The following is a 22538-nucleotide window of genomic DNA, read 5'->3' on the forward strand; positions in this document are numbered from 1 at the left end:
TGTCGGGAGGAGAGTGGTCGACGACCGTCGACCCGCCGACTCCCGGGAGGACCCGTCATGGGTATCGTCCAGCCGCACCTCTGGTACCACGACAACGCCGTCGAGGCCGCCGAGTTCTACGTCTCGGTCTTCCCGAACTCGTCGATCACGAACATCGTCCACGCACCCGCCGACATGCCGGACGTCAAGAAGGGCGACCCGTTCCTCGTCGAGTTCGTGCTCGACGGCATGCCGGTCACGGCCATCTCCGCCGGCGCCTCGCTCACGCTCAACGCCGCGTTCTCGTTCCTCGTCGACGTCGACGACCAGGAGACGCTCGACCGCTACTGGGACGCGCTGCTCGAGGGCGGCGGCGAGGAGGTCGCGTGCGGCTGGCTCACCGACCGCTTCGGCCTCTCGTGGCAGGTGGTCCCGCGTCAGCTCGCGATGTGGACCATGTCGCCCGACGCCGACCCCGAGGGCGCCGCACGCGCGACGCAGGTCATGCTCACGCAGAAGAAGCTCGACATCGCCGCGCTGGAGGCCGCCTACCGCGGCGAGTGACCCGCCGCTCGCCGCAGGCCCGGCCGGAGGGGGTCGGGCCTGTCGGCGGCGTGGGGTTGGATGGTCCGGTGCTCACGATCGCCAGCGTCAACGTCAACGGCATCCGCGCCGCCTACAAGCGCGGCATGGGGGAGTGGCTCGAGGCGCGCAAGCCCGACGTCCTGCTGCTGCAGGAGGTCCGCGCGTCCGACGAGGTCCTCGCCGACCACCTGTCCGCCGACGAGTGGCACCTCGCGCACGAGGCGTCGGAGACGAAGGGCCGGGCCGGCGTCGCGATCGCGTCGCGGCTGCCCATGGACGCGGTGCGGATCGGTCTGAAGACCGGGGTCACGGGCGACACCGGGCGGTGGGTCGAGGCGGACCTCGCGGTGCCGTCGCACGACGGCGCTCCCGCCCGCAAGGTCACGGTCGTCTCGACGTACATCCACTCGGGCACGCTCGGGACCCCGTCGATGGACGAGAAGTACGCCTTCCTCGACCACGTCACCGCACGGCTGGGGGACCTGTCCCGGGACGGCGGCTACGCGGTCGTCGCGGGCGACCTCAACATCGCGCACCGCGAGGCGGACATCAAGAACTGGAAGGGCAACCTCAAGGCGGCAGGGTTCCTGCCGCAGGAGCGCGCCTACCTGGACCGCTGGTTCGACGACCTCTCGTGGCACGACCTGGGCCGCGAGCTCGGTGGTGAGGGTCCCGGCCCGTTCACGTGGTGGTCGTGGCGCGGGAAGGCGTTCGACAACGACGCGGGATGGCGGATCGACTACCAGCTCGCGACCCCCGACCTGGCCGACGCCGCAGTGAGCGCGACCGTCGACCGCGCGCCGACGTACGCCGAGCGGTTCTCCGACCACGCACCGCTGGTCGTCGAGTACGACCTCTGAGCCGGACGCCCGGCACGACGGGCGCGCTCGGCACGTCCGGTGCGCCCGGCCGGTCCGCCGGCGGCGGGCGTCAGGCCGTCGGGCCGCCCTCGTCGGTCGGCGCCTGGCCCGTCGGGGCGTCGTCGGGGCGCGGCAGGTCACGCATGCGCAGGAGCGGCGAGAACACGACGGGGATCGTCGACAGCAGCGCGCCGCCGGCGCACACCCACAGGGTCGGCACGACGCCGATCTGCGTGCCGAGCCACCCGCCGAGGATGCCGCCGAGCGGCATGGTGCCCCAGACGAAGAACCGCACGGAGGCGTTCATGCGCCCGAGCAGCGCGGGCGGGCACAGCCGCTGGCGGAAGCTGACCTGCGCGACGTTGTAGACGACGACCGAGAAGCTGAACAGGAAGCCGCCGGCGATGAGCACGACCTGGGCGGGCACGTCGAGCACGACGGCGAGCGGCGGCAGCGCGGCGGCGGGCACGAACAGCAGCGCGGACAGGGGGATGATGCGGCCCTCTCCGACGAGCCGCGCGAGCCGGTCGGCGGCGACGGCACCGAGGAGCCCGCCGATCGCCCCGGCAGACATCACGGTGCCGAACGCGGCGGTGTCGAGGCCGAGGACGCGCAGCGCGTAGATCGCGCTGAGGGCGCCGGCGGCCGTGCCGAAGAGGTTGCCGATGCCGGTGCACGCGACGATCCGGCGGAGCAGCGGCTCGTGCACGACGAACCGCACGCCCTCGGCGATCTCGACGCGCAGGGGCCGGCGCGTCTCGGGCGCGGGCGGCTGCTCGCGGTGCCGGATGCGCCCGACGGCGAACGCCGAGACGGCGTACGTGACGACGTTGACGGCCATGAGCGCGGGCGCGGCGACGACGCGCAGCAGCGCGCCGGCGATGGCGGGGGCGACGACCATCGCGACCGACTGCGTCGACTGGAGCTTGGAGTTGCCCTCGACGATGTGGTCGAGGCCGACGAGCCACGGCACGTAGCTCTGGTGGGCGACGTCGAAGAAGGTGCTGCACACGCTGATGACGAGCGCCGCGCCGATGAGCAGCGGCATGGACGCGTGGCCGGTGAGCGCGGTGACCACCACGACGCCGAGCACGAGCGCCCGGACGAGGTCGGCGTTGATGAGCACGTTGCGCTTGCGCATCCGGTCGACCCACGCGCCGGCGGGCAGGCCGATGACGAGGAACGCGAGCGTCTCGGCGGCGCTGAGGACGCCCATCTCCCACTCGGTCGCCGCGAGCGTGTCGACCGCGAGGACGGGGAGCGCGATGACGGTCAGCTGGGTGCCGAGCTGACCGAGCGCGTCGCCCGTCCACAGCCGGCGGAAGTCGGCGTGGTGGATGAGAGACCGTCGTGGCGCGGTCTCGGCCGTCGCCGGAGCGGGGGAGGGGGTCGTCACGGACCCAGGGTGGCGCGACTGATTGGGAAAAGTCAATCAGTGTGCGAGAGTGGTGGCATGAGCACGCAGGACGGGTCGACGGCACGTGCGCTCGTTGCTCACGCGCTCGCGGCCGACGCCCCCGACGCCCCCGACGCCCCCGACGCCCCCGACGCGCCCGACGCGCCCGCGACCGGCGAGCCCGGCGCCGTCGCGCACGAGGTGCAGGGCGGGTCGCTGCCGCCGGAGCCCCCTGGTCTGACAGCGGACGCCGACGCCGACGCGCGCGCGCTCGCCAGCACGCTGCGCCTGCGGATCCTGCGGCTGTGCCTCGACGAACCGCGCACCAACCGCGAGATCGCGGCGGCCCTCGACCGGAACCCGGCCACCGTCCTCCACCACGTCCGCACGCTCGTCGACCGCGGCTTCCTCGTCGCGCTGCCCGTCCGTCGCGGCACCCGTGGCTCGCGCGAGGTGCCGTACCGCGCGACCGGCCGGACGTGGCAGCTGCGTGACCAGGCCGGCATGGGCCGCACGCTCCTGAACGCCTTCTTCGAGGAGGTCGCGCTGGTCGACCCCGAGACGGTCAACCTGACGCGGCTCGGGCTGCGGCTCGACGCCGACGGGTACGCCGAGCTCACCGCCCGGCTCGGGAAGCTCGCCGACGAGTTCGCCGCGCGCCCCGCGACCCCGGGTGGCACCGCGTACTCGCTGTTCGTCGCGGTCCACGAGGACGTCACGCGCGACGCCGGGGGTCGGCCTGCGCGCGACGACGGAGTCCGGCGTGCGGAGCGGCCCCGCGACGACGACGACCGCCGCGCGCAGCCGCACCGCGACGACGAGGACGACCGCGGCGCGCAGCCGCACCGCGTCGACGACTAGTAGCGGATCGCGTCGATCACCTTGACGCGCACCGCGAAGACCGCGGGGACCAGCCCCGCGAGCGCCCCGACGAACGTCGCCGCCGCCATCCCGACGGCTGCTGCGGAGAACGGGAACGGCGGCATGTCCTGGATGCCGCCCCCGAACACGCGGTCCACGGGGATGTTCTTGACGATCGCGACGGCCAGGACGACGCCGACGAGCCCCGCGACGACGGTCGCGACGACCGACTCGAGCATCACGCCGAAGAACACGCGGCTCGACGTCGCCCCGAACGACCGACGGATGCCGATCTCCCGGATGCGATGCCTGACGGTGACCAGCGCGATGTTCACGAGTCCCAGCCCGCCGAGCAGCAGGGCGAACCCGCCGACGCCGATGCCGACCCACTTGGTGGCGCCGTCGATCGCGCTCGCGTCCCAGTCGTTGTCGCTCGACCACACCTCGAAGCCCGGGACCGCGGCCTGGACGTCGCGGGTGATCTGCGCCTGGAGTGCGCGGTGCTCCTCGCGCGGCACCCACGCCATGAGCTCGGGCATCGGCTGCCACGGGCCCATGCTCGCGGCAGCGGCGTCCGCGGATCCCGTGAGCCAGCGCTCGTACTGGCCGTAGAGCACGAACGCGCTCGGCATCATGTCCGGGTACGGGTCGGCGGTGACGCCGATGATGGTCGCCAGGACCGGGTGGTCGCCGCCGATCTCGACGGTGGGGTGCGACGTCAGGTCCTCGAACCCGAGGTTGCGCAGGAACGTCTCGTTGACGACGAGCGACGGCGCGTACGCGTCGGTGTCGGCGTCCGTGAACCAGCGGCCCTCGTCGGGCACGAGGCGCATGAGCGTGCCGTACTCGGCGTCGACGGCCTGCACGTCCACGGGCTGCGTGCCCTCGGGGAAGCGCGCCTCGACGGGCGTGTAGAGCCGACGGCTCGCGTGCTCGATCCCGTACCGCTCGAGCGTCTCGCGGTACGTCGCGTCGAGTCGGGCCGTGTCCGCCTGAGCGCTCTCGGTCCGCGGGCTCGCGCTGAAGGTGATCGTCACCGAACGGCCGGTCTGCCGCTCCTGCTGCTCGCTGAACGACTGGCTCAGCATCGAGACGACGGCCGTGACGCCCGTGATCGCCGTGACGGCGCACGCGACGCCGATGAGCGCGAGCAGCACGCGCAGCTTGTGGATGCGCAGCTCGTCCCACGCCTCGACGAGCGCGCCGACGATCCCGGTCATGCGTGGACCCCCTGCACGTCGTCGTCGGTGCTCGTGGGCGTGCCCGGCAGCACCCGTCTCTCGATCGCACCGCCGCGATCGGCGACCTGCGTCGGCACGTCGCCGACCCAGTGCGACCCGGTGTCGAGCGTGATCGGCACGAGGACGCCCTCGGCCAGGCGGTACTGCCGCTCGGCGCGGGCGGCGACGGCCAGGTCGTGCGTGATGGTGACGAGCGCGGCGCCCGTCTGGGACGCGATGTCGTCGAGCAGGTCCATGACCTCGCCGCCGGTCTCCACGTCGAGGGCGCCCGTCGGCTCGTCCGCGAGGATCACGCGCGGACCCCGCACGAGCGCGCGGGCGATCGCGACGCGCTGCTGCTCCCCGCCGGACAGCTTCTCCGGCATGGTCTCGAGGCGGTCGCCGAGCCCGACGCGGTCGAGCATCTCGGCGGCCAGCCGCGTGCGCGCCCAGAACTGCTTGCCGCGTGCGTAGAGCAGCGGAGCCGTCACGTTCTCGAGGGCCGTGCGACCGGGCAGCAGGTTGAACTGCTGGAACACGAAGCCGAAGTCGCGCCCGCGACGGACGGTCCGGGTGCGGCTCGAGAGGCGTTGGATCGGCACGCCCTCGAGCAGGTACTCGCCGGTCGTGGGGGCGTCGAGCAGGCCGAGGATGTTGAGCAGGGTCGACTTGCCCGTGCCGGACCGCCCGACGATCGCGACGTGCTCGCCCGCGTCGACCGCGACGGTCACGCCGCGCAGGATGTGCAGCACCCGGTCGTCGGGCAGCACGACGGACCGCGTGACGTCGGTCAGCTCGAGCAGGCTCATCCGCCGCACACCGTCGGGTCGTACTGCGCCGGGTCGTCGCAGTCGACCTCGCCGTCCGCACCGCCGGGCACCGGGATGAACTGCAGGACGGTGTCGCCGAGCGCGAGGCCCTCGGTGATCTGGACGCTCTTGCCGTCCGTGAGCCCGAGCTTGACGGCCCGCTGCTCGGGCTCGTCGCCCTCGGCCGCGACGACCCAGACGTTGCCGTTCTGCACGCTGCCCTGGACGGCCGTGACGGGGACGACGACCGCGTCCTTCGCCTCGCCGTTGGTGACCTGCATCGACGCGCCGAGCCCGGCGAACGCGGTGACGCCGGCCGGGATCGCGCACGTGAGCGCGCCCGACGTGCTGGTCGTCGCGCCGTCGTCGGGCTGCTGGCCGCTCGCGGTCGCGGGTGCGCCGATCCGCAGGCCCGTGCACTCGAACGGTGCCGGACCGCCGTTGAGCGTGACCTGGGCGGTCGTCGGTGCGCCGATGAGGCGGTACTGCTGGTCGGGTGTGAGCGTGCCGCTCACGGACAGCGTCCCGGGGGAGACCTTCGCGACCTCGTCGCCGACGGACAGCACCTGGTCCTTGAGCGTGGGCATCGCGAGCGTGCCCCCGACCGGCGCCTTGACGACCTCGACGGTCACCTTGGGCTTGCGCTCGGTCGTCGTCTGCTCGCCCGTGACGGGGTCCGTCTTGACGATCGGCTCCTGCGGGGTCTCCTGCCGGATCTCGAGCAGCGGCGTCCCGGCCTGCACGGCCGCGCCGTCGGCGGCCAGCACCTTGGAGACGGTGCCGGCGAGCGTCGCCCGCGCGACCACCGCGGGGTCGGCGACGACCGCGCCCTGCACGGTGACGACGTTCGTGATGGTGCCCGTCTCCGCCGCGACGGTCGGCTCGGACACCGATCCCGTCGGCGTGAGCGCGTCGCTGGTCGTGTCGAGGTCGGCGCCGTCGAACGCGATCCGCACGAGCGCGACGGCGATGACCGCCCACACGAGCAGTCGTAGGGCCGGGAAGATGATCCGACGGGTGACGCCCACGGGCGGACTCCTCGCATGCAGGTGGTGGGGTGCGGAGGAACCGTACTGAGCCCGACGCGGGACGCGGATCCACCCCGGGTATGACAACCGTGTTACTCCGCGCCGAACACTACTGCGCGACGCGCATTAGCGCCACCACCTGCGGGATCGCGCGTGTCGGAGCACTGCCGGACCGAGCGAGGCCCCCGTGCGCCCCCGGCGGACCGGTGCGTGCAGGACGCGGGAGCGCGCCGGCGCCCGTGAGCGGGCGACGCCGTCGGGCCGCGGGGGACGGCGTCGTCCGCGTCGGCGGATCAGGCGGCCGGGCCGCCCGGGAGCGCGACGGAGAACGCCGGGGCGTGCAGGCCCTCGGTCGCGAACGCCTCGACGACCGCGGCCGCGACGTCCTGGACCGCGCCGCCCTGGACGAGCGCGATCGCCGAGCCGCCGAAGCCGCCGCCGGTCATGCGCGCACCGAGCGCGCCCGCGCCCCGGGCCGCCTCGACCGCGACGTCGAGCTCGCGGCACGACACCTCGTAGTCGTCGCGCAGCGACACGTGCGACGCGTCCATGAGCGGTCCGACCTCGCGCAGGCGGTCGTCGTCGAGCAGCGCGACGAACTCCTGCACGCGCGCGATCTCGCGCACGACGTGCCGCACGCGGCGGACCTGCACGGTGCCCTCGTCCGAGCCGTCGTCGAGCGTCGCCAGCGCGCGGTCGAGGCCGTCCGGGTCGATCTCGCGCAGCGTCCCGAGCCCCAGCCGGGCCGCCGCCGCCTCGCACGCCGCGCGACGGGCCGCGTACTGGCCGTCGACGAGCGCGTGCTCGGCGCGCGTGTCGATCACCAGCAGGGCCAGGCCGTCGGCGGCGAGGTCGAACGGCACCTGCCGGACCGACCCGTCGAGGCAGTCGAGCAGCAGCGCGTGGCCGGCCAGCGCGCGCAGCGACGCCGCCTGGTCCATGCCGCCGGTCGGGGCACCCGCGATCTCGTTCTCCGCGCGCACGCACGCCGCCGCGAGGAGCGCGCGACCGGCGTCGTCCGGCTCGCCCGCGGGGCCTGCGAGGCCGAGCCCGTGCGTCGCGTCGAGGGCCACCGCGACCGCGGACTCGAGCGCGGCCGACGACGACAGGCCCGCGCCGAACGGCACGCACGAGTCGACCGCGACGTCGAACCCGCGGACCGCGTGGCCCGCCTCGCGCAGCGCCCACGCGACGCCCACGACGTACGACGGCCAGCCGTCGACCGTCCCCGGCGCGACGTCGGCGAGGCGCACCTCGCGCAGCCGGCCCGCGTCCTGCGCGGAGACCAGGCGCACGAGGTCGTCGTCACGGCGTCGCACCGCGACGTAGGTGCGGTGCGGCAGCGCGATCGGCAGGCACAGCCCGCCGTTGTAGTCGGTGTGCTCGCCGATGAGGTTGACCCGGCCCGGTGCCGACCAGGTGCCGTCGGGCTCCGCGTCGAACGACGCGGCGAACAGCGCCCGCGCCCGCTGCTCGCCCTCCTCGGCGGACCACGCGTCGACCCACGTCACCGCGCTCATGCGAGGTCCTGCAGGCGAGCCGCGATCCGCTCGGGCGTCGTGTCGTTGACCCACGCGCCCAGGCCCGACTCGATGCCGGCCAGGTACTTGAGCTTGTGCGGCGCGCGCAGCACCGAGAACACCTGCAGGAACAACCGGGACGCCTCGCGACCCTCGTGCACGGGCGCCTGGTGCCAGCCCGCGATGTACGGCAGGGGGATCGCCGACTCGTCGTCGACGAAGAACAGGTCGAGCCGGCGCAGCAGCTCGAGGTAGACGTCCGCGAGGTCCGCGCGCTCGGCGTCGGTGAGCGCGGGCAGGTCGGGCACGTCGCGACGCGGCGCCAGGTGCACCTCGACGGGCCAGCGCGCCGCGAACGGCACGTACGCGACCCAGTGCTCGGACTCCAGGACGACCCGCGTCCCGGCGCGCAGCTCCGCGTCGAGCAGGTCGCGGCCCAGGAGGCGACCCGTCGCGTCGTGGTGCGCCTGCGCCTGGGCGACCATCGCAGCCGTGCGCGGCGCCAGGTACGGCAGCGCGTAGATCTGCCCGTGCGGGTGGTGCAGCGTGACGCCGATCTCCTTGCCGCGGTTCTCGAACACGAACACCTGCTCGATGCCCGGCAGCGCACCGAGCGCCTCGGTGCGGTCCGCCCAGGCCTCGACGATCGTGCGCATCCGGCGCGGGCCGACCGTGCGCAGCGACTGCGTCGCGTCGGACGAGAAGCACACGACCTCGCACCGCCCGGCGGCCGGTCGGACGGTCCACAGCTCCTCGCCGTCGGCCGCGGTCGGCTCGTCGACGACGCCGGGCACCGCGAGCAGCGACGGGAAGCGGTTCTCGAACACCACGACGTCGTAGTCGGTGTCCGGGATCTCGCCGTCCTGGTACGTCGCACCCGGGCGCGCCGGGGCGAGCGGGTTCGCGTCGGCCGGCGGCAGGAACGTGCGGTTCATGCGGTGCGCGGCGATCGCCACCCAGTCGCCCGTGAGCGGGTCGCGCCGCAGCTCCGGACCCGTGATCGGGTGCGCGACGCCGTGCTCGTCGACGACCGGCGCGAACCGGTCGGGGAGCGGGCGCGGGTCGTCGAGCCGACGTGTCGCGGCGCCCGAGACGTAGGGCTCGCTGTCGTCGAAGTAGACGAGCTCGCGGCCGTCGGCCATGTGCGTGACCGTCTTGCGGACGGCGGGGGTGGTGCTCACGGGCGCTCTCCGGGGGTGGTGGTGGCGGGCGTGGTCGTGGGGGCGAGCTGGAGGCGGGTCGCGTCGCCGACGGCGCGGCGGGCGTCGGCCGGCAGGCCCTCGTCGCTGAGCAGGACGTCGACCTCGTCGAGCCTCGCGATGCGCGCGAGGCCGGTGACGCCCCACTTGGTGTGGTCGGCGAGCACCGTGGTGGCGGCCGCGGCCGCGATCAGCGCGCGGTTCGTGGCGGCCTCGGCGAGGTTCGGCGTCGTGAGACCGTCCGCGTCGACGCCGTGCACGCCGAGGTAGGCCCGGTCGACGCGCAGGCGTGCGAGCGTGGCGTCGGCGACGGGGCCGACGAGCGCGTCCGACGGGGTGCGCACACCGCCCGTGAGGATGACCTCGAGGCGGTCGTCGCCGGGGGTCGCGCGATGCAGCACGTCCGCGGCGCCGACCGCGTTGGTCACGACCGTGAGCGGGCGCAGCGCGGGCGTCGCGGCCACGAGCTCGGCGAGCAGGTGCGTCGTCGTGCCCGCCGACAGCGCGATCGACTGGCCGGGCTCGACCGTCGCGAGCGCGGCGCGGGCGATCGCGCGCTTCTCGTCCTGCGCCCACGTGCGCTTGGCCTCGAAGCCCGGCTCGTCGGTGGGGCGGCCACCCGCGTCGGGTGCGACGGCCCCGCCGTGCACGCGACGGACCAGGCCGGCGCGCGCGAGCTCCGCGATGTCCCGCCGGACGGTCATGTCGGAGACGTCGAGGCTCACGACGAGGTCGGCCACCCGGGCCGCGCCGTGCGCCCGGACGACCGCGAGGATGTGCTCCTGCCGCTGGCTCGCCAACACCCCGACATCATCACACACAAACGAACAACTTCAAACACCTGCCCGCGGAGATCCCGCCGCTTCACGACGCGCGTGGCGGCTGTGACCGCGGTCGGTCAGCGGGCGGACGGGGTGAGGCCCAGAGAGCGGCCGGCCAGGTTGCGACGGCGCGACGACAGGCCGCGCGCGACCTCCCGCAGCGCCTGGGCCGCGGGGGAGTCGGGCGCCGACAGCACGACGGGCGTGCCCGCGTCGCCGGCCTCGCGCAGCGTCACGTCGAGCGGCACCTGGCCCAGCAGCGGCACGTCGCCACCCGTCAGCCGGCCGAGGTTCTCCGCGACCCGCGCGCCGCCGCCGGACCCGAAGATCTCGAGCCGCGACCCGTCCGGCTGCTCGAGCCACGACATGTTCTCGACGACGCCCACCACGTGCTGCCGCGTCTGCACGGCAACCGATCCGGCGCGCTCGGCGACCTCGGCGGCCGCAGCCTGCGGGGTCGTGACGACGACGATCTCCGAACCCGGCAGCAGCTGCGCGACCGAGATCGCGATGTCGCCGGTCCCGGGCGGCAGGTCGAGCAGCAGGACGTCGAGGTCGCCCCAGAAGACGTCGGCGAGGAACTGCTGGAGCGCGCGGTGCAGCATCGGGCCCCGCCACACGACCGGCTGGCCGGGCGGCACGAACATGCCGATCGACACGACCTTGACGTCGTGCGCGACGGGCGGCAGCAGCATGTCGTCGACCTTGGTCGGCGGGCGCGTCACGCCCAGCATGCGCGGGATCGAGAAGCCGTAGATGTCGGCGTCGACGACCCCGACGCGCAGCCCGTCGGCGGCGAGGGCGACCGCGAGGTTCGCCGTGACCGACGACTTGCCGACCCCGCCCTTGCCCGACGCGATCGCGTACACCTTGGTCAGCGACGTCGGCTTGGCGAACGGGATCTCCGGCTCGGCGTCGGTGCCGCGCAGCAGCGTGCGCAGCGCCTGGCGCTGCTCGGCGGTCATGACCCCGAGCTCGACGACGACCTCCGCGACGCCCTCGACGGCCTGCACCGCACCGGTCACGTCGCGCGTCAGCGTCTCCTTGAGCGGGCAGCCGGGCGTCGTGAGGTCGACGCCGACCCGCACGCGCGCACCCGCAGGGGTCGTCTCCACGTCCACCGACCGGACCATGCCGAGGTCGGTGATGGGGCGACGGATCTCGGGGTCGAGAACCGTCGCGAGCGCGCCGCGGACGGCGGCGTCGAGGGTCGTCGGGTCGGGCTGGGGCATGCCCTCATCGTAGGTGGCGCGCACCAGGCCTCCGGGACGGGGGGCCCGTGGGAAAGGCCCGTCGGCTCACACGGGCCGGTCGGCGCGCTCGTCCCCGCCGCGGTCCAGGTCGGCGCGCTCGGCTTCCGCCCGGCCGGCGTCGGCGCGCTCCTGGTCCGCGCGCTCCTGCTCGGCGCGCTCGCGCTCCTCACGCTCGGCCTCGCGGTCCTCGGCGAGCTCCTCGAGCAGGTTGCGCAGCTCGGACCGGACGAAGTCGCGCGTCGCGACCTCGGACAGCGCGATGCGCAGCGCGGCCACCTCCCGCGCGAGGAACTCGGTGTCCGCGAGGTTCCGCTCGGCGCGCTGCCGGTCCTGCTCGAACTGCACGCGGTCCCGGTCGGTCTGCCGGTTCTGCGCGAGCAGGATGAGCGGCGCGGCGTACGACGCCTGGAGCGACAGCACGAGCGTCAGCGCGGTGAAGCCGAGGTCGGCCGAGTCGAACTGCAGGCCTTCGGGCGCGAGGGTGTTCCACCCGATCCACACGGCGCAGAACACCGTGAGCCAGATGATGAACCGGGGCGTGCCGAGGAACCGCGCGATCGACTCCGACCACTGGCCCTGCCGCTCCGAGTCGACGCGCGGGCGCCGGAGCAGGACCCGCCGCGTCTCGCGCGGCTGGTCGAGCCGCTCAGCCACGACCGACCCCGGGCTGGGCCGTCGGGGTCGCCGGGAGCGTGACGCGCGGCTCCTCGTCGGTCTCGCGCCAGTCCTCGGGCAGCAGGTGGTCGAGCACGTCGTCGACGGACACCGCGCCGAGCAGGCGCTTCTCCTCGTCGACGACCGGCAGCGCGAGCAGGTTGTAGGTCGCGAGCTGTCGCGTGACCGACATGAGAGCGGCGTCCGCGGGGATCGCCTCCACGTCGGTGTCGACGATCGAGCCGATCGACTCGTGCGGGGGCTCGCGCAGCATCCGCTGGAGGTGGACGACGCCGATGAACCGGCCCGTCGGTGTCTCCAGCGGCGGGCGTGCGACGAACACCATGGACGCCAGAGCGGGCGCGAGGTCCTGCCGGCGCACGTGCGCGAGGGCCGCCGCGATCGACGTCTCGGGCCCGAGGATCACGGGCTCGGTCGTCATCAGGCCACCCGCGGTGTTGTCCTCGTACGCGAGGAGCCGCCGGACGTCCTTCGCCTCCTCGGGCTCCATGAGCTCGAGGAGCTCGGCCGCCTGCTCGTCGGGCAGCTCGCCCAGCAGGTCGGCGGCGTCGTCGGGCTGCATCGCCTCGAGGACGTCGGCGGCCCGCGCCAGCGCGAGGCCCTGGAGGATCGCCACCTGGTCGTCCTCGGGCAGCTCCTCGAGCACGTCCGCGAGCCGCTCGTTGTCGAGGGCGGACGCGACCTCGAGGCGGCGGGTCGTGCCGAGGTCGTGCAGCACGTCGGCGAGGTCGGCGGCCTTGAGGTCCTCGTACTGCGCGAGCAGCAGCTCGGCGCCCTGCGCGCTCGTGGACGTGCGGCCCAGCGCGATGACGCCCTCGACGGGCACGAGCAGCGTCTCGCCACGACGGCGCAGCAGCCCGGGCTTGCCGGCCGGTCGGCGCCGGACGAAGACCTTCGTGACGAGCCAGTCGCCGCCCCGCTGGAGCTCGATCGCGACGTCCTCGACCGTCGCCTGACCGGACCCGTCCGCGAGGTCGACCGTGCGGTCCAGGAGCTCGCCGACGACGAGCGTCTCGGTGGAGCGCTGCTCGAACCGCCGCATGTTGACGAGGCCGGTCGAGATGACCTGTCCGGCGTCGACGGCCGTCACGCGCGTGAGCGGGAGGAACACGCGACGCCGGCCCGGGACCTCGACGACGAGACCGACCGCGCGCGGCGCACCCTTCGGGCGGACCAGCACGACGACGTCGCGCACCCGCCCGACCTCGTCGCCGAGCGGGTCGAAGACGGTGGTGCCGGCGAGGCGCGCGACGAAGACCCTGGTCCCGACGCTGCTCACGGTCGCAGCCTAACGGGGTGCGACCGGATCGGCTGGTGGCATCCGTGCGCGCCGTGGGGGAGGATCGCGGCATGTCGTTCACGGGCCCGCGCGTCCCCCGCACCCCCACCCCGCCGCAGGGCGAGACGGTCGCGTCGTACGCGACCTACCTGGAGGCCCAGCGTGCCGTCGACCACCTGGCCGACAAGGCGTTCGCGGTGCAGCTCGTGACGATCGTCGGCACCGACCTGCGCATGGTCGAGCGCGTCACCGGGCGGCTGTCCTACCCGCGCGTCGCGCTCGGCGGGTTCGTGTCCGGTGCCTGGTTCGGCCTCTTCGTCGGCCTGCTGCTGTCGCTGTTCACCGCGCCGGGGTCCAGCAGCCCGTTCATCCCCGCGATCCTCATCGGCGGTGCCTTCGGCCTGCTGTTCTCCGTCATCACGTACTCGTTCTCGCGCGGGCGGCGCGACTTCACGTCGTCGAGCCAGATCGTCGCGTCGTCCTACGCGGTGCTGTGCCAGACGGAGCAGGCGCACAAGGCCCGGGAGCTGCTGCGCGAGGTCGGCGGTGTGCAGTCCGGCTGGCCCGCGCGACCGGCCGTCACCCCGCCGACACCCGTGTCCGACCCCGCCGCGTCGTACCCGCCGCCCGCGCCGTCCGCCACCCAGCCCGCTGCGTCACCGAGCGTGCCGCCCGTCGCGCCGCCGGCGCCCCACGTGCCCGAGCACCAGCCGCCGGTGCCCCCGACCGACGCACCGCAGGGCCCGACGACGAGCGCGCCGCAGCCGCCGACGCCCCCCGCGGGCGACGCCGACGGCCGTTGAGCGTCAGCGCCCGAGCAGACCCTGCATCCACGCCTCGACGGCGTCGGGGTCGCGCGGCAGCGCCGCCGACAGGTTCTCGTTGCCGTCGGCGGTCACGAGCACGTCGTCCTCGATCCGCACGCCGATGCCGCGGTACTCCTCGGGCACGAGCAGGTCGTCGGACTTGAAGTACAGGCCGGGCTCGATCGTGAACACCATGCCGGGCTGCAGCTCCGCGTCGAGGTAGAGCTCGGCGCGCGCCTGCGCGCAGTCGTGCACGTCGAGGCCCAGGTGGTGGCTCGTCCCGTGCACCATCCACCGCCGGTGGTGCTGGTTCTCGGGCTTGAGCGAGTCCTCCGCGGAGACGGGCAGCAGGCCCCACTCCTCCAGGCGTGCGGCGATGACGCGCATCGCGGCGTCGTGCACGTCGCGGAACCGCGTCCCGGGCTTCGCGACGGCGAACGCGGCATCGGCGGCGTCGAGCACGGCCTGGTAGACGCGCCGCTGGACCTCGGTGAACGTGCCGTCGACGGGCAGCGTGCGCGTGACGTCGGCGGTGTAGAGCGAGTCGACCTCGACACCCGCGTCGACGAGGACGAGGTCGCCCGCGCGCACGGGGCCGTCGTTGTCGATCCAGTGCAGCGTGGTCGCGTGCTCGCCCGCGGCCGCGATGGTCTCGTACCCGACGGCGTTGCCCTCCTGGCGGGCGTGCCCGACGAACGTGCCCTCGATGACGCGCTCGCCGCGGCGGTGCTCCTGCGCGGCGGGCAGCGCGCGCACGATCTTCTCGAAGCCCTCGATCGTCGTGTCGACCGCGAGGCGCATCTGCTCGACCTCGTACGCGTCCTTGAGCAGCCGCAGCTCGGACAGCGCCTCGGCGAGCCGCTCGTCGCGCGCACCCGCGGCCTCGGTCGCGCGGATCTCCTCGACGACCTCCTCCACCGCCTCGTCGACGTCCGGCACGACGAGGACCTGCACGCCGTCGGCGCCCGCGTCCTTGGCGAGCGCGTCGCGCAGGTCGTCGAGGTGCGCGGTGCGGATCCCGGTCTCGGTCTCGACGTCCTCGAGCGTGGGCCGTGCGCCGACCCAGAACTCCCCGTAGCGGGAGTCGGAGAAGAACTCCGCGGTGTCCCGGCCCGCGAGGGGCCGCAGGTAGAGCACCGCGCGGTGGCCGGACCCGCCGTCGCCCTCGCCGTCCGGGACGGGGTGCAGCACGAGCACCGCGTCGGGCTCCTGCTCGACGCCCAGGCCCGTGAGGTGCGCGAACGCCGAGTGCGGGCGGAACCGGTAGTCGGTGTCGTTGGAGCGCACCTTGAACGTGCCCGCGGGGATCACGAGCCGCTCGCCGGGGAAGTGCGCGGAGAGCGCGGCGCGCCGACGCTCGGTGTGGTCGGCGGCGGGGTTGCGGGTCGCCGTCGACGCGGGCCGCTCGCCCCAGCCCGACGTCACGAACCGCAGGAACTCGGCCGAGCCCGGGCGCTGCGACCGGTTGCTGCCGCGGTCCGCGAGGGGCTGCTCGTCGCCGTGCGCGACAGCCGGGTCGACGGCGGGGGTGGCGGTCTCGGGCGTGGGCTCCGTGGTCATCGCGCCATTGTCCCATCGGCGGGCGCGACGACGACGGGACGCGTCCGCGGAGGTGCTCCACCCGGCGTCCGGCCGTGCCCGGGGTCGGGTCGCGCCGGCGGCGTGCGCGCTGCGCACCGGGCCCGTGGACGCCGTGGTCGCGCGGTTACGGTGTGCGGATGCGCATCGACCTGCACGCCCACTCGTCCGCGTCCGACGGCACGGACGCCCCCGGGGACCTCGTCGCGGCGGCCGCGCAGGCGGGTCTGGCCGTGGTCGCCCTGACGGACCACGACACGACGGTCGGCTGGGACGAGGCCGCGGACGCGGCGGCCCGGCACGGCGTGCGGCTCGTGCGTGGCACCGAGGTCTCCGCGAGGTCCGCAGGCATCAGCGTGCACGTGCTGTCCTACCTCCACGACCCCGACGCGCCTGCCCTGCATCGCGAGCTCGAGCGGTCGCGGCGCTCGCGCGTGCACCGCGCGGAGGCGATGGTCGAGCTGCTCGCGGCAGACGTGCCCATCACCTGGCAGGACGTGCTCGACCACAGCGCGGACGCCGTCGTGGTAGGCCGCCCGCACATCGCCGACGCGCTCGTCGCGCGGGGCGTCGTGCCGGACCGGTCGGCGGCGTTCGCGCACCTGCTGCGGTCCGACGGCCCGTACCACGTGCCGCACTACGCGCCGTCGGCGGCCACCGCCGTGCGGGCGATCCGGGCGGCCGGGGGCGTGCCGGTCTTCGCGCACCCCGGCGCCGACGCGCGCGGGCGGGTCGTGCCGGACGAGGTCTTCGACGAGCTCGCCGACGCCGGGCTCGCCGGGCTGGAGGTCCACCACCGCGACCACTCGCCGGCCCAGGTCGAGCGCCTCCTGGCGATCGCCGAGCGCCTCGGGCTGCTCGTCACGGGGTCGAGCGACTACCACGGGACCGGGAAGGTCAACCGGCTGGGGGAGAATCTCACCGAGCCGCACGTCCTGGCGGCGATCGAGGAGCAGGGGCGTCTGCCGGTGCTCGGAGGGTAAGGAGGCCGCGTGTCGGACGTCCTCGACGTGCACCTGTTCGCGTCGGTGTTCATCACGCTGTTCGTCATCATGGACCCCCCGGGGACCGTGCCGATCTTCCTCGGGCTGACGAGCGCGATGTCCCGGGTGCAGCGCAACCGCGCCGCCCGCCAGGCCGTCGCCGTCGCGTTCGGCGTCGTCGTGGCGTTCGCGCTGTTCGGGCAGTCGCTGCTCAGCTACATGCACGTCTCGCTGCCCGCGCTGCAGGCGTCCGGCGGCCTGCTCCTGCTGCTCGTCGCGATGGAGCTGCTGACCGGCAAGATGGAGGAGCCGCAGCCGTCGGGCAACACGAACGTCAACGTGGCGCTCGTCCCGCTCGGCACGCCGCTGCTCGCCGGTCCCGGCGCGATCGTCGCGACCATGGTCTTCGTGACGCAGTCCGACGGGTCCGCGGCCGACTGGGTGGCCATCGCGCTCGGCGTCCTCGCGGTGCACGTCTGCCTCTACCTCGCCATGCGGTTCGCGAACGTCATCCATCGCGTGCTGGGGGAGTCGGGCACGATCCTCGTCACCCGGATCGCCGGTCTGCTCCTCGCGGCCATCGCCGTGCAGCTCGTCGCCGACGCCGTCGAGGCGTTCATCAAGTCCGCCTGACCCGGTCGCCCCGCCGCGGAACGCGGGTGTCGTCGGGACCGGCGCGTCGCGCCGCGGACCGCCCGTCCGCCGCGCTGCCGCGGCCTGCCGCGGACAGGCGCGGCGGCGCCGAGACGCCGAAGGGCGCGCACCCCGTCCGGGATGCGCGCCCTTCGTGCGTCAGGCGTCAGGCGTCGGCGGGAGCCGACGGCGCTGCGCCGCCCTCGACCGGGCGACCACCGCGCGTCCGACGACGGCTGCGCGACCGGCTGCGGCGCGCACCGCCCTCGCCCGCCTCGCCGCCGCCCTCGGCGCGCGGAGCGTCGGAGCCGCCCTGCTCGCTGCGCTCGGCGCCCTCGGACGTCGCGGCACCCTCGCCCGCTCCGCCACGGCCACCGCGACGACGGCGACGGCCGCCCCCCTCGCGGGAGCCGTCCTCGTCGCGACGCGGCTGGCCACCGCGCTGCTCACCACCGCGCTGCTCACCGCCACGCTGCTCGCCCCCGCGACCGCGGGAGCCTGCGCTGCCGGTGCGCGCACCGGCGCCACCGCCGCGCTTGCCGGTCTCGCCCAGGTCCTCGATCGCCTCGGCGGCGAGACCCGCGCGGGTCTGCTGCGCCTTCGGCAGCCGGCCCTTGACGCCCTCGGGGATGTCGAGGTCGGCGTAGACGTGCGGCGACGACGAGTACGTCTCGACCGGCTCGGGGATGCCGAGCCCGAGCGCCTTGTCGATGAGCGACCAGCGCGGCATGTCGTCCCAGTCGACGAACGTGACCGCGGTGCCCTTGTTGCCCGCGCGGCCGGTGCGGCCGGTGCGGTGCAGGTAGGTCTTCTCGTCCTCGGGGCACTGGTAGTTGACGACGTGCGTGACGTCCTCGACGTCGATGCCGCGCGCGGCGACGTCGGTCGCGACCAGCACGTCGACCTTGCCGTGGCGGAACGCGCGCAGCGCCTGCTCGCGCGCGCCCTGGCCGAGGTCGCCGTGCAGCGCGCCCGCGGCGAACCCGCGCTCGACCAGGTCGTCGGCGACCTTCGCGGCGGTCCGCTTGGTCCGCGCGAACACGATCGTCAGGCCGCGTCCGTTCGCCTGGAGGATGCGCGCGAGCAGCTCGACCTTGTCGAGCGCGTGCGCCCGGTAGACGACCTGCTTGATGTTCTTGACGGTCTGGCTGCCGTCGTCGTCCGGGTCGGCCGCGCGGATGTGCGTGGGCTGCGTCATGTAGCGGCGCGCCATCGCGACGACCGCGCCCGGCATGGTCGCGGAGAAGAGCATGGTGTGGCGCGACGCGGGGGTCGCGGCGAGCAGCGTCTCGACGTCGGGCAGGAAGCCGAGGTCGAGCATCTCGTCGGCCTCGTCGAGCACGACGGTGCGCACGCGGGTGAGGTCGAGGTGGCGCTGCTTGAGCAGGTCGATCATGCGGCCCGGCGTGCCGACGACGACGTCGACACCCTTGTTGAGCGCCTCGATCTGCGGCTCGTACGCGCGGCCGCCGTACACCTGGACGACGCGGACCGTGCGGCGCGCCGACGCGGTCGCGAGGTCCCCGGCGACCTGCACCGCGAGCTCACGGGTCGGCACGACGACGAGGGCCTGCGGCTTGCCGGGCGCGGGGAGCTGGTCGTAGCCGTCCTCGCCGGGTGCGACGACCGCGTGGAGCAGCGGGACGCCGAAGCCGAGGGTCTTGCCGGTGCCCGTCTTGGCCTGGCCGATGATGTCGTGCCGCGACAGCGCGACGGGCAGCGTCATGGCCTGGATCGGGAAGGGGTGCGAGATGCCCGCGTCGGCGAGCGCCTGCACGATCTCGGGGCGGACGTCGAAGTCCGCGAAGGACGCGTCGACGGCCTGCACCGACGAGTACGTCGAGCGCAGCGGCCGCGTCATGGGGGCGGCGAGCGCGCTCGCGGCGGCGTCGGGGCTGTCGGGGGAGTCGACGGTGGTGCCGGGGTCGGTCGTGGTCACGTTGGCTTCTCACTGCGCAGGGTGGTGGTCCGCGCGCTGTCCAGGAGCGGCCGGCGATCGCGGCGTTCCCGGGCGACAGCGGTCACCACGCGGGTTGGCCGGCAGCCGATCGTGAAAGTCGCTCGCGAGCCGCTGCGGACGTGCGTCCGGCGCTGCGCGAGCCGGTCCTGGGACCGGGGACGGCGTCCCCTCCGAGACGACCGGGCAACCGATGTACCCCCCCAGCCTATCGGACGACCCTGTGGACCGTTCCGCGCACGGCGGCGTGGCGTCGGCATACGATCCTCGGATGACCACGCACGCACTCCCGGCCGGTCCCGACGACGCGCCCGCCGCCCGTCCCGGACCCTCGCAGGCCGACACCGTGGAGCTGCTCGGGCTGGTCGCGCAGCTGGAGCAGATCGCCTTCGCACGGCTCGCCGCCGACGCGTCGGTCGCCCCCACGACCGACCAGCGGCTGCAGCTGAGCGGGTTCGCCGCGGCCGCGGTCGCCCGTCGCGACACCGTGATGGCGCGGATCACCGAGCTGGGCGCGGACCCCGTCGCCGCGGTCGCGCAGTTCGACCACGTCCTCGACGACTTCGACGCCCGCACGCAGCCCAGCACGTGGTGGGAGCGGCTGCTCAAGGCCTACGTCGGCTACGGCGTCGCGGACGACTTCTGCCGGGTCGCGGCCGAGGGCCTCGACGCGGAGTCCCGCCGGGTCGTGCTCGCGGTCCTCGACGACGCCGCCCACGCCGAGCTGGCCGTGGCCGAGCTCGACGCCGCCGGCTCCGACGACGGTGTGCTCAGCTCGCGGCTCGCGCTGTGGGGGCGCCGGCTCGTGGGGGAGGCGCTCGGCGTCGTGCAGCGGCTGCTCGTGCAGCGCCCCGGGCTCGTGCGGCTCGTGTCGAGCGGCACGGGCGACGCGGTCGTCGCGGCCGACCAGCAGGCCGACGGGCGCACCGCCCCGGCGAACCCGCCGACCAAGCTCTTCGGCGAGCTCACCGCGCAGCACACCCGCCGGATGTCGCGGCTCGGCCTCACCGCCTGAGCCACCCCGGCGCGTTGCCGCCGGGAGCCGCGCCCGCTCGGCGGCCCGCGGACATGACGAGGCCCCCGCGACCGACCGGTCGGCGGGGGCCTCGTCCGTGCGTCGTCAGATGCTGCCGAAGCCCACGCGGGCCTTCGTCTCGGACCCGATCTCCACGTAGCCCAGCGTGGACGTCGGGACGATCACCCGACGACCGCGCGTGTCGTGCAGCTCCAGCACCGTCTTGCCGTCCAGCGCGGCGGCGACGGCCGCCGCGACCTCGTCGGCGGTCTGGTCGGTCTCCAGGACGATCTCCCGCGGCAGGTTCTGCACGCCGATCGTGATCTCCACGGCCATGTCTTCCTCGTCCTCCAACGTCGTCCGCTCGCGAGCGTCCGGGCCCACGGGGCCCGCCTGGACGATCCTAGGCGTCCTCGTACACGAAGTCGGGGCGGACCAGGCCCGCGACGCCGCCCCAGGCGAGCTGCGTGACGAGCTCGGCGGTCATGCCGGCGTCGGCGACGGGCGTCGTGCGGAGCCGGTGCGTCGCCGCGCCCTGGGCCATCGCGATGAGCGAGACGGCCAGCGTGGCGGAGGCGTCGTCGGCCAGACCCGTCACCTGGGAGAGCACGCGGGCGATCCGGCGGGCGGCCTCGGACGACGCGTGCTCGACGCGGGCGCGCACGTCGTCGTCGTGCGTGACGTCCGACTCGAAGAGCAGCGTCGAGGACTCCCCGGCGACGTCGACGAAGTCGATGTAGGCCCGGACGATCGCGGCGATGACGTCGCGCCCCGCGCCGCGCTGGACGGGTCCGGCCTCGAGGGGGGCGACGGCCTCGTCCACGGCCGCGAGCAGGTCGGAGCCGCACTGGTCGACGACCGCGAGGTAGAGGTCGAGCTTCGAGGGGAAGTGCCGGTAGAGCACGGGCTTGCTGACCTCGGCGCGGTCGGCGATGTCGTCCATGGAGACGTGGTGGAAACCCTCGGACGAGAAGAGGTCCTGCGCGATGCGCAGCACCTGGGCACGGCGCTCGTCGCGCGCCATCCGCGGGCTGCGCGGCCGTGGGGGCGAGCCGTCGGTCCCGTCTGTCATCCCGGCATGGTAGCGACGGCACGTGTCCGGGATGCGACGATGTCCGCGTGACCCCGCCCGAGATGCCCCGTCCGGACGAGCGCGCCCGCCGTGCGCCCGGACGCCGGTGGGGTCGACCTCTCGCCGACGGGCGGACCGTGGCGGTGGCGTCGGCCGTCGCGCTCGGTGGCCTCCTGCTGGGGGCCGGCACGGCGACCGTGACGCTGCCGGGGGTGTCGGCGTCGGGCACGCTCCGGGGTGCGCTCGCCCTCTCGGTGTCGTCCGTGCAGGTCGGGGGCACGGGTGCGGCCGTCGCGGACGACGCGGACGACGCGCAGGGCCGTGCCGCCGACACGAGCCGGTCGGCCGTGCGCGAGCCGGCGCCCGAGCCCGTGCCGAGCTTCGACTCCCTGCTGTCGGCGGACCCGCCGGTCGTCGCGCTGCCGCCGGGTCTCACGCTCGTCGACGTCCAGGCCGGGCTGCTGTCCGCCGAGGTCCCCGAGCGCGCCGCCGGGACCTTCTCGGTCGTCCCCGGCAGCGACCCCGGCCCGGGTACGGGCCGCGTGCGCACGATCCGCGTCGAGGTCGAGGACGGGCTCGCGGTCGACGGCGCGCGGTTCGCGCAGACCGTCATGACGACGCTCAACGACCCGCGCGGCTGGGGAGCCGACGGGTCGGTGTCGTTCGCGCGCACCGACGGGCCGGCCGAGCTCCGCGTGACCCTCGCGTCCCCCGAGAGCGTCGACGACCTGTGCGCGCCGCTCGACACGAACGGCCAGGTCTCGTGCGGCCGGGCCGGCAACGCGGTGCTCAACCTGCGGCGCTGGGTGCTCGCGACGCAGGAGCTCGCGGGCGACAAGGTCACCTACCGCCAGTACCTCGTCAACCACGAGGTCGGGCACCTGCTCGGGCACGGGCACGAGAAGTGCCCGGCGCCCGGCGCGCTGGCCCCGCTCATGCAGCAGCAGTCGTACAAGGCAGCGCCGTGCGTCCCCAACCCGTGGCCCTTCCCCTGACAGTGCGCCTGACA

At 74.6% G+C, this 22538-nt stretch carries 22 protein-coding genes; 8 read left to right on the plus strand and 14 right to left on the minus strand.

Annotation, left to right across the window (positions count from 1 at the left end; translation table 11 throughout):
* The first annotated feature begins 57 nt into the window (after window positions 1-57).
* Window positions 58-543 carry a VOC family protein gene (locus KOV94_RS19370; RefSeq protein ID WP_124343676.1) on the plus strand — a complete coding sequence of 162 codons (486 nt, stop codon included), beginning with the start codon at window positions 58-60 and terminating at the stop codon, window positions 541-543.
* Window positions 544-611: 68 nt separating this feature from the next.
* Entirely contained in the window at window positions 612-1424 is an 813-nt protein-coding gene (locus tag KOV94_RS19375; protein ID WP_218052920.1) for an exodeoxyribonuclease III, read from the plus strand.
* Between the two features lie 70 nt (window positions 1425-1494).
* Here the strand turns inward: KOV94_RS19375 and KOV94_RS19380 are convergent, their stop codons facing one another.
* The gene (locus KOV94_RS19380) at window positions 1495-2820 is read right to left on the minus strand and encodes an MFS transporter (RefSeq protein WP_218052921.1); all 1326 of its coding nucleotides are present in this window, start codon (window positions 2818-2820) and stop codon (window positions 1495-1497) included.
* Between the two features lie 57 nt (window positions 2821-2877).
* Here KOV94_RS19380 and KOV94_RS21380 point away from each other — a divergent pair, with 57 nt between their 5' ends.
* Entirely contained in the window at window positions 2878-3681 is an 804-nt protein-coding gene (locus KOV94_RS21380; protein ID WP_308160672.1) for a helix-turn-helix domain-containing protein, read from the plus strand.
* Here the strand turns inward: KOV94_RS21380 and KOV94_RS19390 are convergent.
* From KOV94_RS19390 to KOV94_RS19430, 9 genes are all read right to left on the minus strand, one after another.
* Window positions 3678-4901 carry an ABC transporter permease gene (locus tag KOV94_RS19390; RefSeq protein WP_124343681.1) on the minus strand — a complete coding sequence of 408 codons (1224 nt, stop codon included), beginning with the start codon at window positions 4899-4901 and terminating at the stop codon, window positions 3678-3680. The genes KOV94_RS21380 and KOV94_RS19390 overlap by 4 nt on opposite strands.
* Window positions 4898-5710, minus strand: coding sequence for an ABC transporter ATP-binding protein (locus KOV94_RS19395; RefSeq protein ID WP_124343682.1), 813 nt, complete (start codon window positions 5708-5710; stop codon window positions 4898-4900). The genes KOV94_RS19390 and KOV94_RS19395 overlap by 4 nt, the downstream gene beginning before the upstream one ends.
* Window positions 5707-6738, minus strand: a complete 1032-nt coding sequence (locus KOV94_RS19400; protein ID WP_218052922.1) for a permuted SH3 domain-containing protein — start codon at window positions 6736-6738, stop codon at window positions 5707-5709. The genes KOV94_RS19395 and KOV94_RS19400 overlap by 4 nt, the downstream gene beginning before the upstream one ends.
* Window positions 6739-7031: 293 nt before the next feature.
* Complete coding sequence (galK, locus tag KOV94_RS19405) at window positions 7032-8258, minus strand: galactokinase (protein WP_218052923.1); 1227 nt, start codon at window positions 8256-8258, stop codon at window positions 7032-7034.
* On the minus strand, window positions 8255-9400 hold the full coding sequence (galT, locus tag KOV94_RS19410; RefSeq protein ID WP_225917036.1) for a galactose-1-phosphate uridylyltransferase: 1146 nt from the start codon (window positions 9398-9400) through the stop codon (window positions 8255-8257). Before galT ends, galK begins: the two co-directional genes overlap by 4 nt.
* 35 nt (window positions 9401-9435) lie before the next feature.
* Window positions 9436-10260 (minus strand): DeoR/GlpR family DNA-binding transcription regulator, encoded by an 825-nt coding sequence (locus tag KOV94_RS19415; RefSeq protein ID WP_200829785.1) that lies wholly within the window; start codon window positions 10258-10260, stop codon window positions 9436-9438.
* 95 nt (window positions 10261-10355) lie between these two features.
* Window positions 10356-11510 carry an Mrp/NBP35 family ATP-binding protein gene (locus KOV94_RS19420; RefSeq protein WP_124343979.1) on the minus strand — a complete coding sequence of 385 codons (1155 nt, stop codon included), beginning with the start codon at window positions 11508-11510 and terminating at the stop codon, window positions 10356-10358.
* A gap of 66 nt (window positions 11511-11576) precedes the next feature.
* A complete protein-coding gene (locus KOV94_RS19425) occupies window positions 11577-12185 on the minus strand; it encodes a DUF1003 domain-containing protein (protein ID WP_218052925.1) in 609 nt (202 codons plus the stop codon).
* Window positions 12178-13485, minus strand: a complete 1308-nt coding sequence (locus tag KOV94_RS19430; RefSeq protein ID WP_124343977.1) for a magnesium transporter MgtE N-terminal domain-containing protein — start codon at window positions 13483-13485, stop codon at window positions 12178-12180. The genes KOV94_RS19425 and KOV94_RS19430 overlap by 8 nt, the downstream gene beginning before the upstream one ends.
* A gap of 71 nt (window positions 13486-13556) precedes the next feature.
* Between KOV94_RS19430 and KOV94_RS19435 the strand changes: the two genes are divergently transcribed.
* Window positions 13557-14288, plus strand: coding sequence for a YflT domain-containing protein (locus KOV94_RS19435; protein WP_218052926.1), 732 nt, complete (start codon window positions 13557-13559; stop codon window positions 14286-14288).
* Between the two features lie 3 nt (window positions 14289-14291).
* Here the strand turns inward: KOV94_RS19435 and KOV94_RS19440 are convergent, their stop codons facing one another.
* Complete coding sequence (locus KOV94_RS19440; RefSeq protein ID WP_218052927.1) at window positions 14292-15851, minus strand: aminopeptidase P family protein; 1560 nt, start codon at window positions 15849-15851, stop codon at window positions 14292-14294.
* 158 nt (window positions 15852-16009) lie between these two features.
* Here KOV94_RS19440 and KOV94_RS19445 point away from each other — a divergent pair, with 158 nt between their 5' ends.
* Complete coding sequence (locus tag KOV94_RS19445) at window positions 16010-16852, plus strand: PHP domain-containing protein (RefSeq protein ID WP_218052928.1); 843 nt, start codon at window positions 16010-16012, stop codon at window positions 16850-16852.
* 9 nt (window positions 16853-16861) lie between these two features.
* Window positions 16862-17485, plus strand: a complete 624-nt coding sequence (locus KOV94_RS19450) for a MarC family protein (RefSeq protein ID WP_218052929.1) — start codon at window positions 16862-16864, stop codon at window positions 17483-17485.
* 166 nt (window positions 17486-17651) lie between these two features.
* Here KOV94_RS19450 and KOV94_RS19455 read toward each other — a convergent pair whose 3' ends face one another.
* A complete protein-coding gene (locus KOV94_RS19455; RefSeq protein ID WP_372449508.1) occupies window positions 17652-19424 on the minus strand; it encodes a DEAD/DEAH box helicase in 1773 nt (590 codons plus the stop codon).
* Window positions 19425-19713: 289 nt separating this feature from the next.
* On the opposite strand from KOV94_RS19455, the gene KOV94_RS19460 reads away from it, so the two are divergent.
* Complete coding sequence (locus KOV94_RS19460) at window positions 19714-20457, plus strand: ferritin-like fold-containing protein (protein WP_124343909.1); 744 nt, start codon at window positions 19714-19716, stop codon at window positions 20455-20457.
* A gap of 105 nt (window positions 20458-20562) precedes the next feature.
* Here the strand turns inward: KOV94_RS19460 and KOV94_RS19465 are convergent, their stop codons facing one another.
* On the minus strand, window positions 20563-20787 hold the full coding sequence (locus tag KOV94_RS19465) for a DUF3107 domain-containing protein (protein ID WP_168679396.1): 225 nt from the start codon (window positions 20785-20787) through the stop codon (window positions 20563-20565).
* 73 nt (window positions 20788-20860) lie between these two features.
* Window positions 20861-21529, minus strand: a complete 669-nt coding sequence (locus KOV94_RS19470) for a TetR/AcrR family transcriptional regulator (RefSeq protein WP_218052930.1) — start codon at window positions 21527-21529, stop codon at window positions 20861-20863.
* Between the two features lie 47 nt (window positions 21530-21576).
* On the opposite strand from KOV94_RS19470, the gene KOV94_RS19475 reads away from it, so the two are divergent.
* Window positions 21577-22524 (plus strand): DUF3152 domain-containing protein, encoded by a 948-nt coding sequence (locus KOV94_RS19475; RefSeq protein ID WP_308160673.1) that lies wholly within the window; start codon window positions 21577-21579, stop codon window positions 22522-22524.
* Window positions 22525-22538: the final 14 nt, after the last annotated feature.

This window comes from Cellulomonas algicola, assembly GCF_019024305.1.
GTDB classification, from domain to species: domain Bacteria; phylum Actinomycetota; class Actinomycetes; order Actinomycetales; family Cellulomonadaceae; genus Cellulomonas; species Cellulomonas algicola.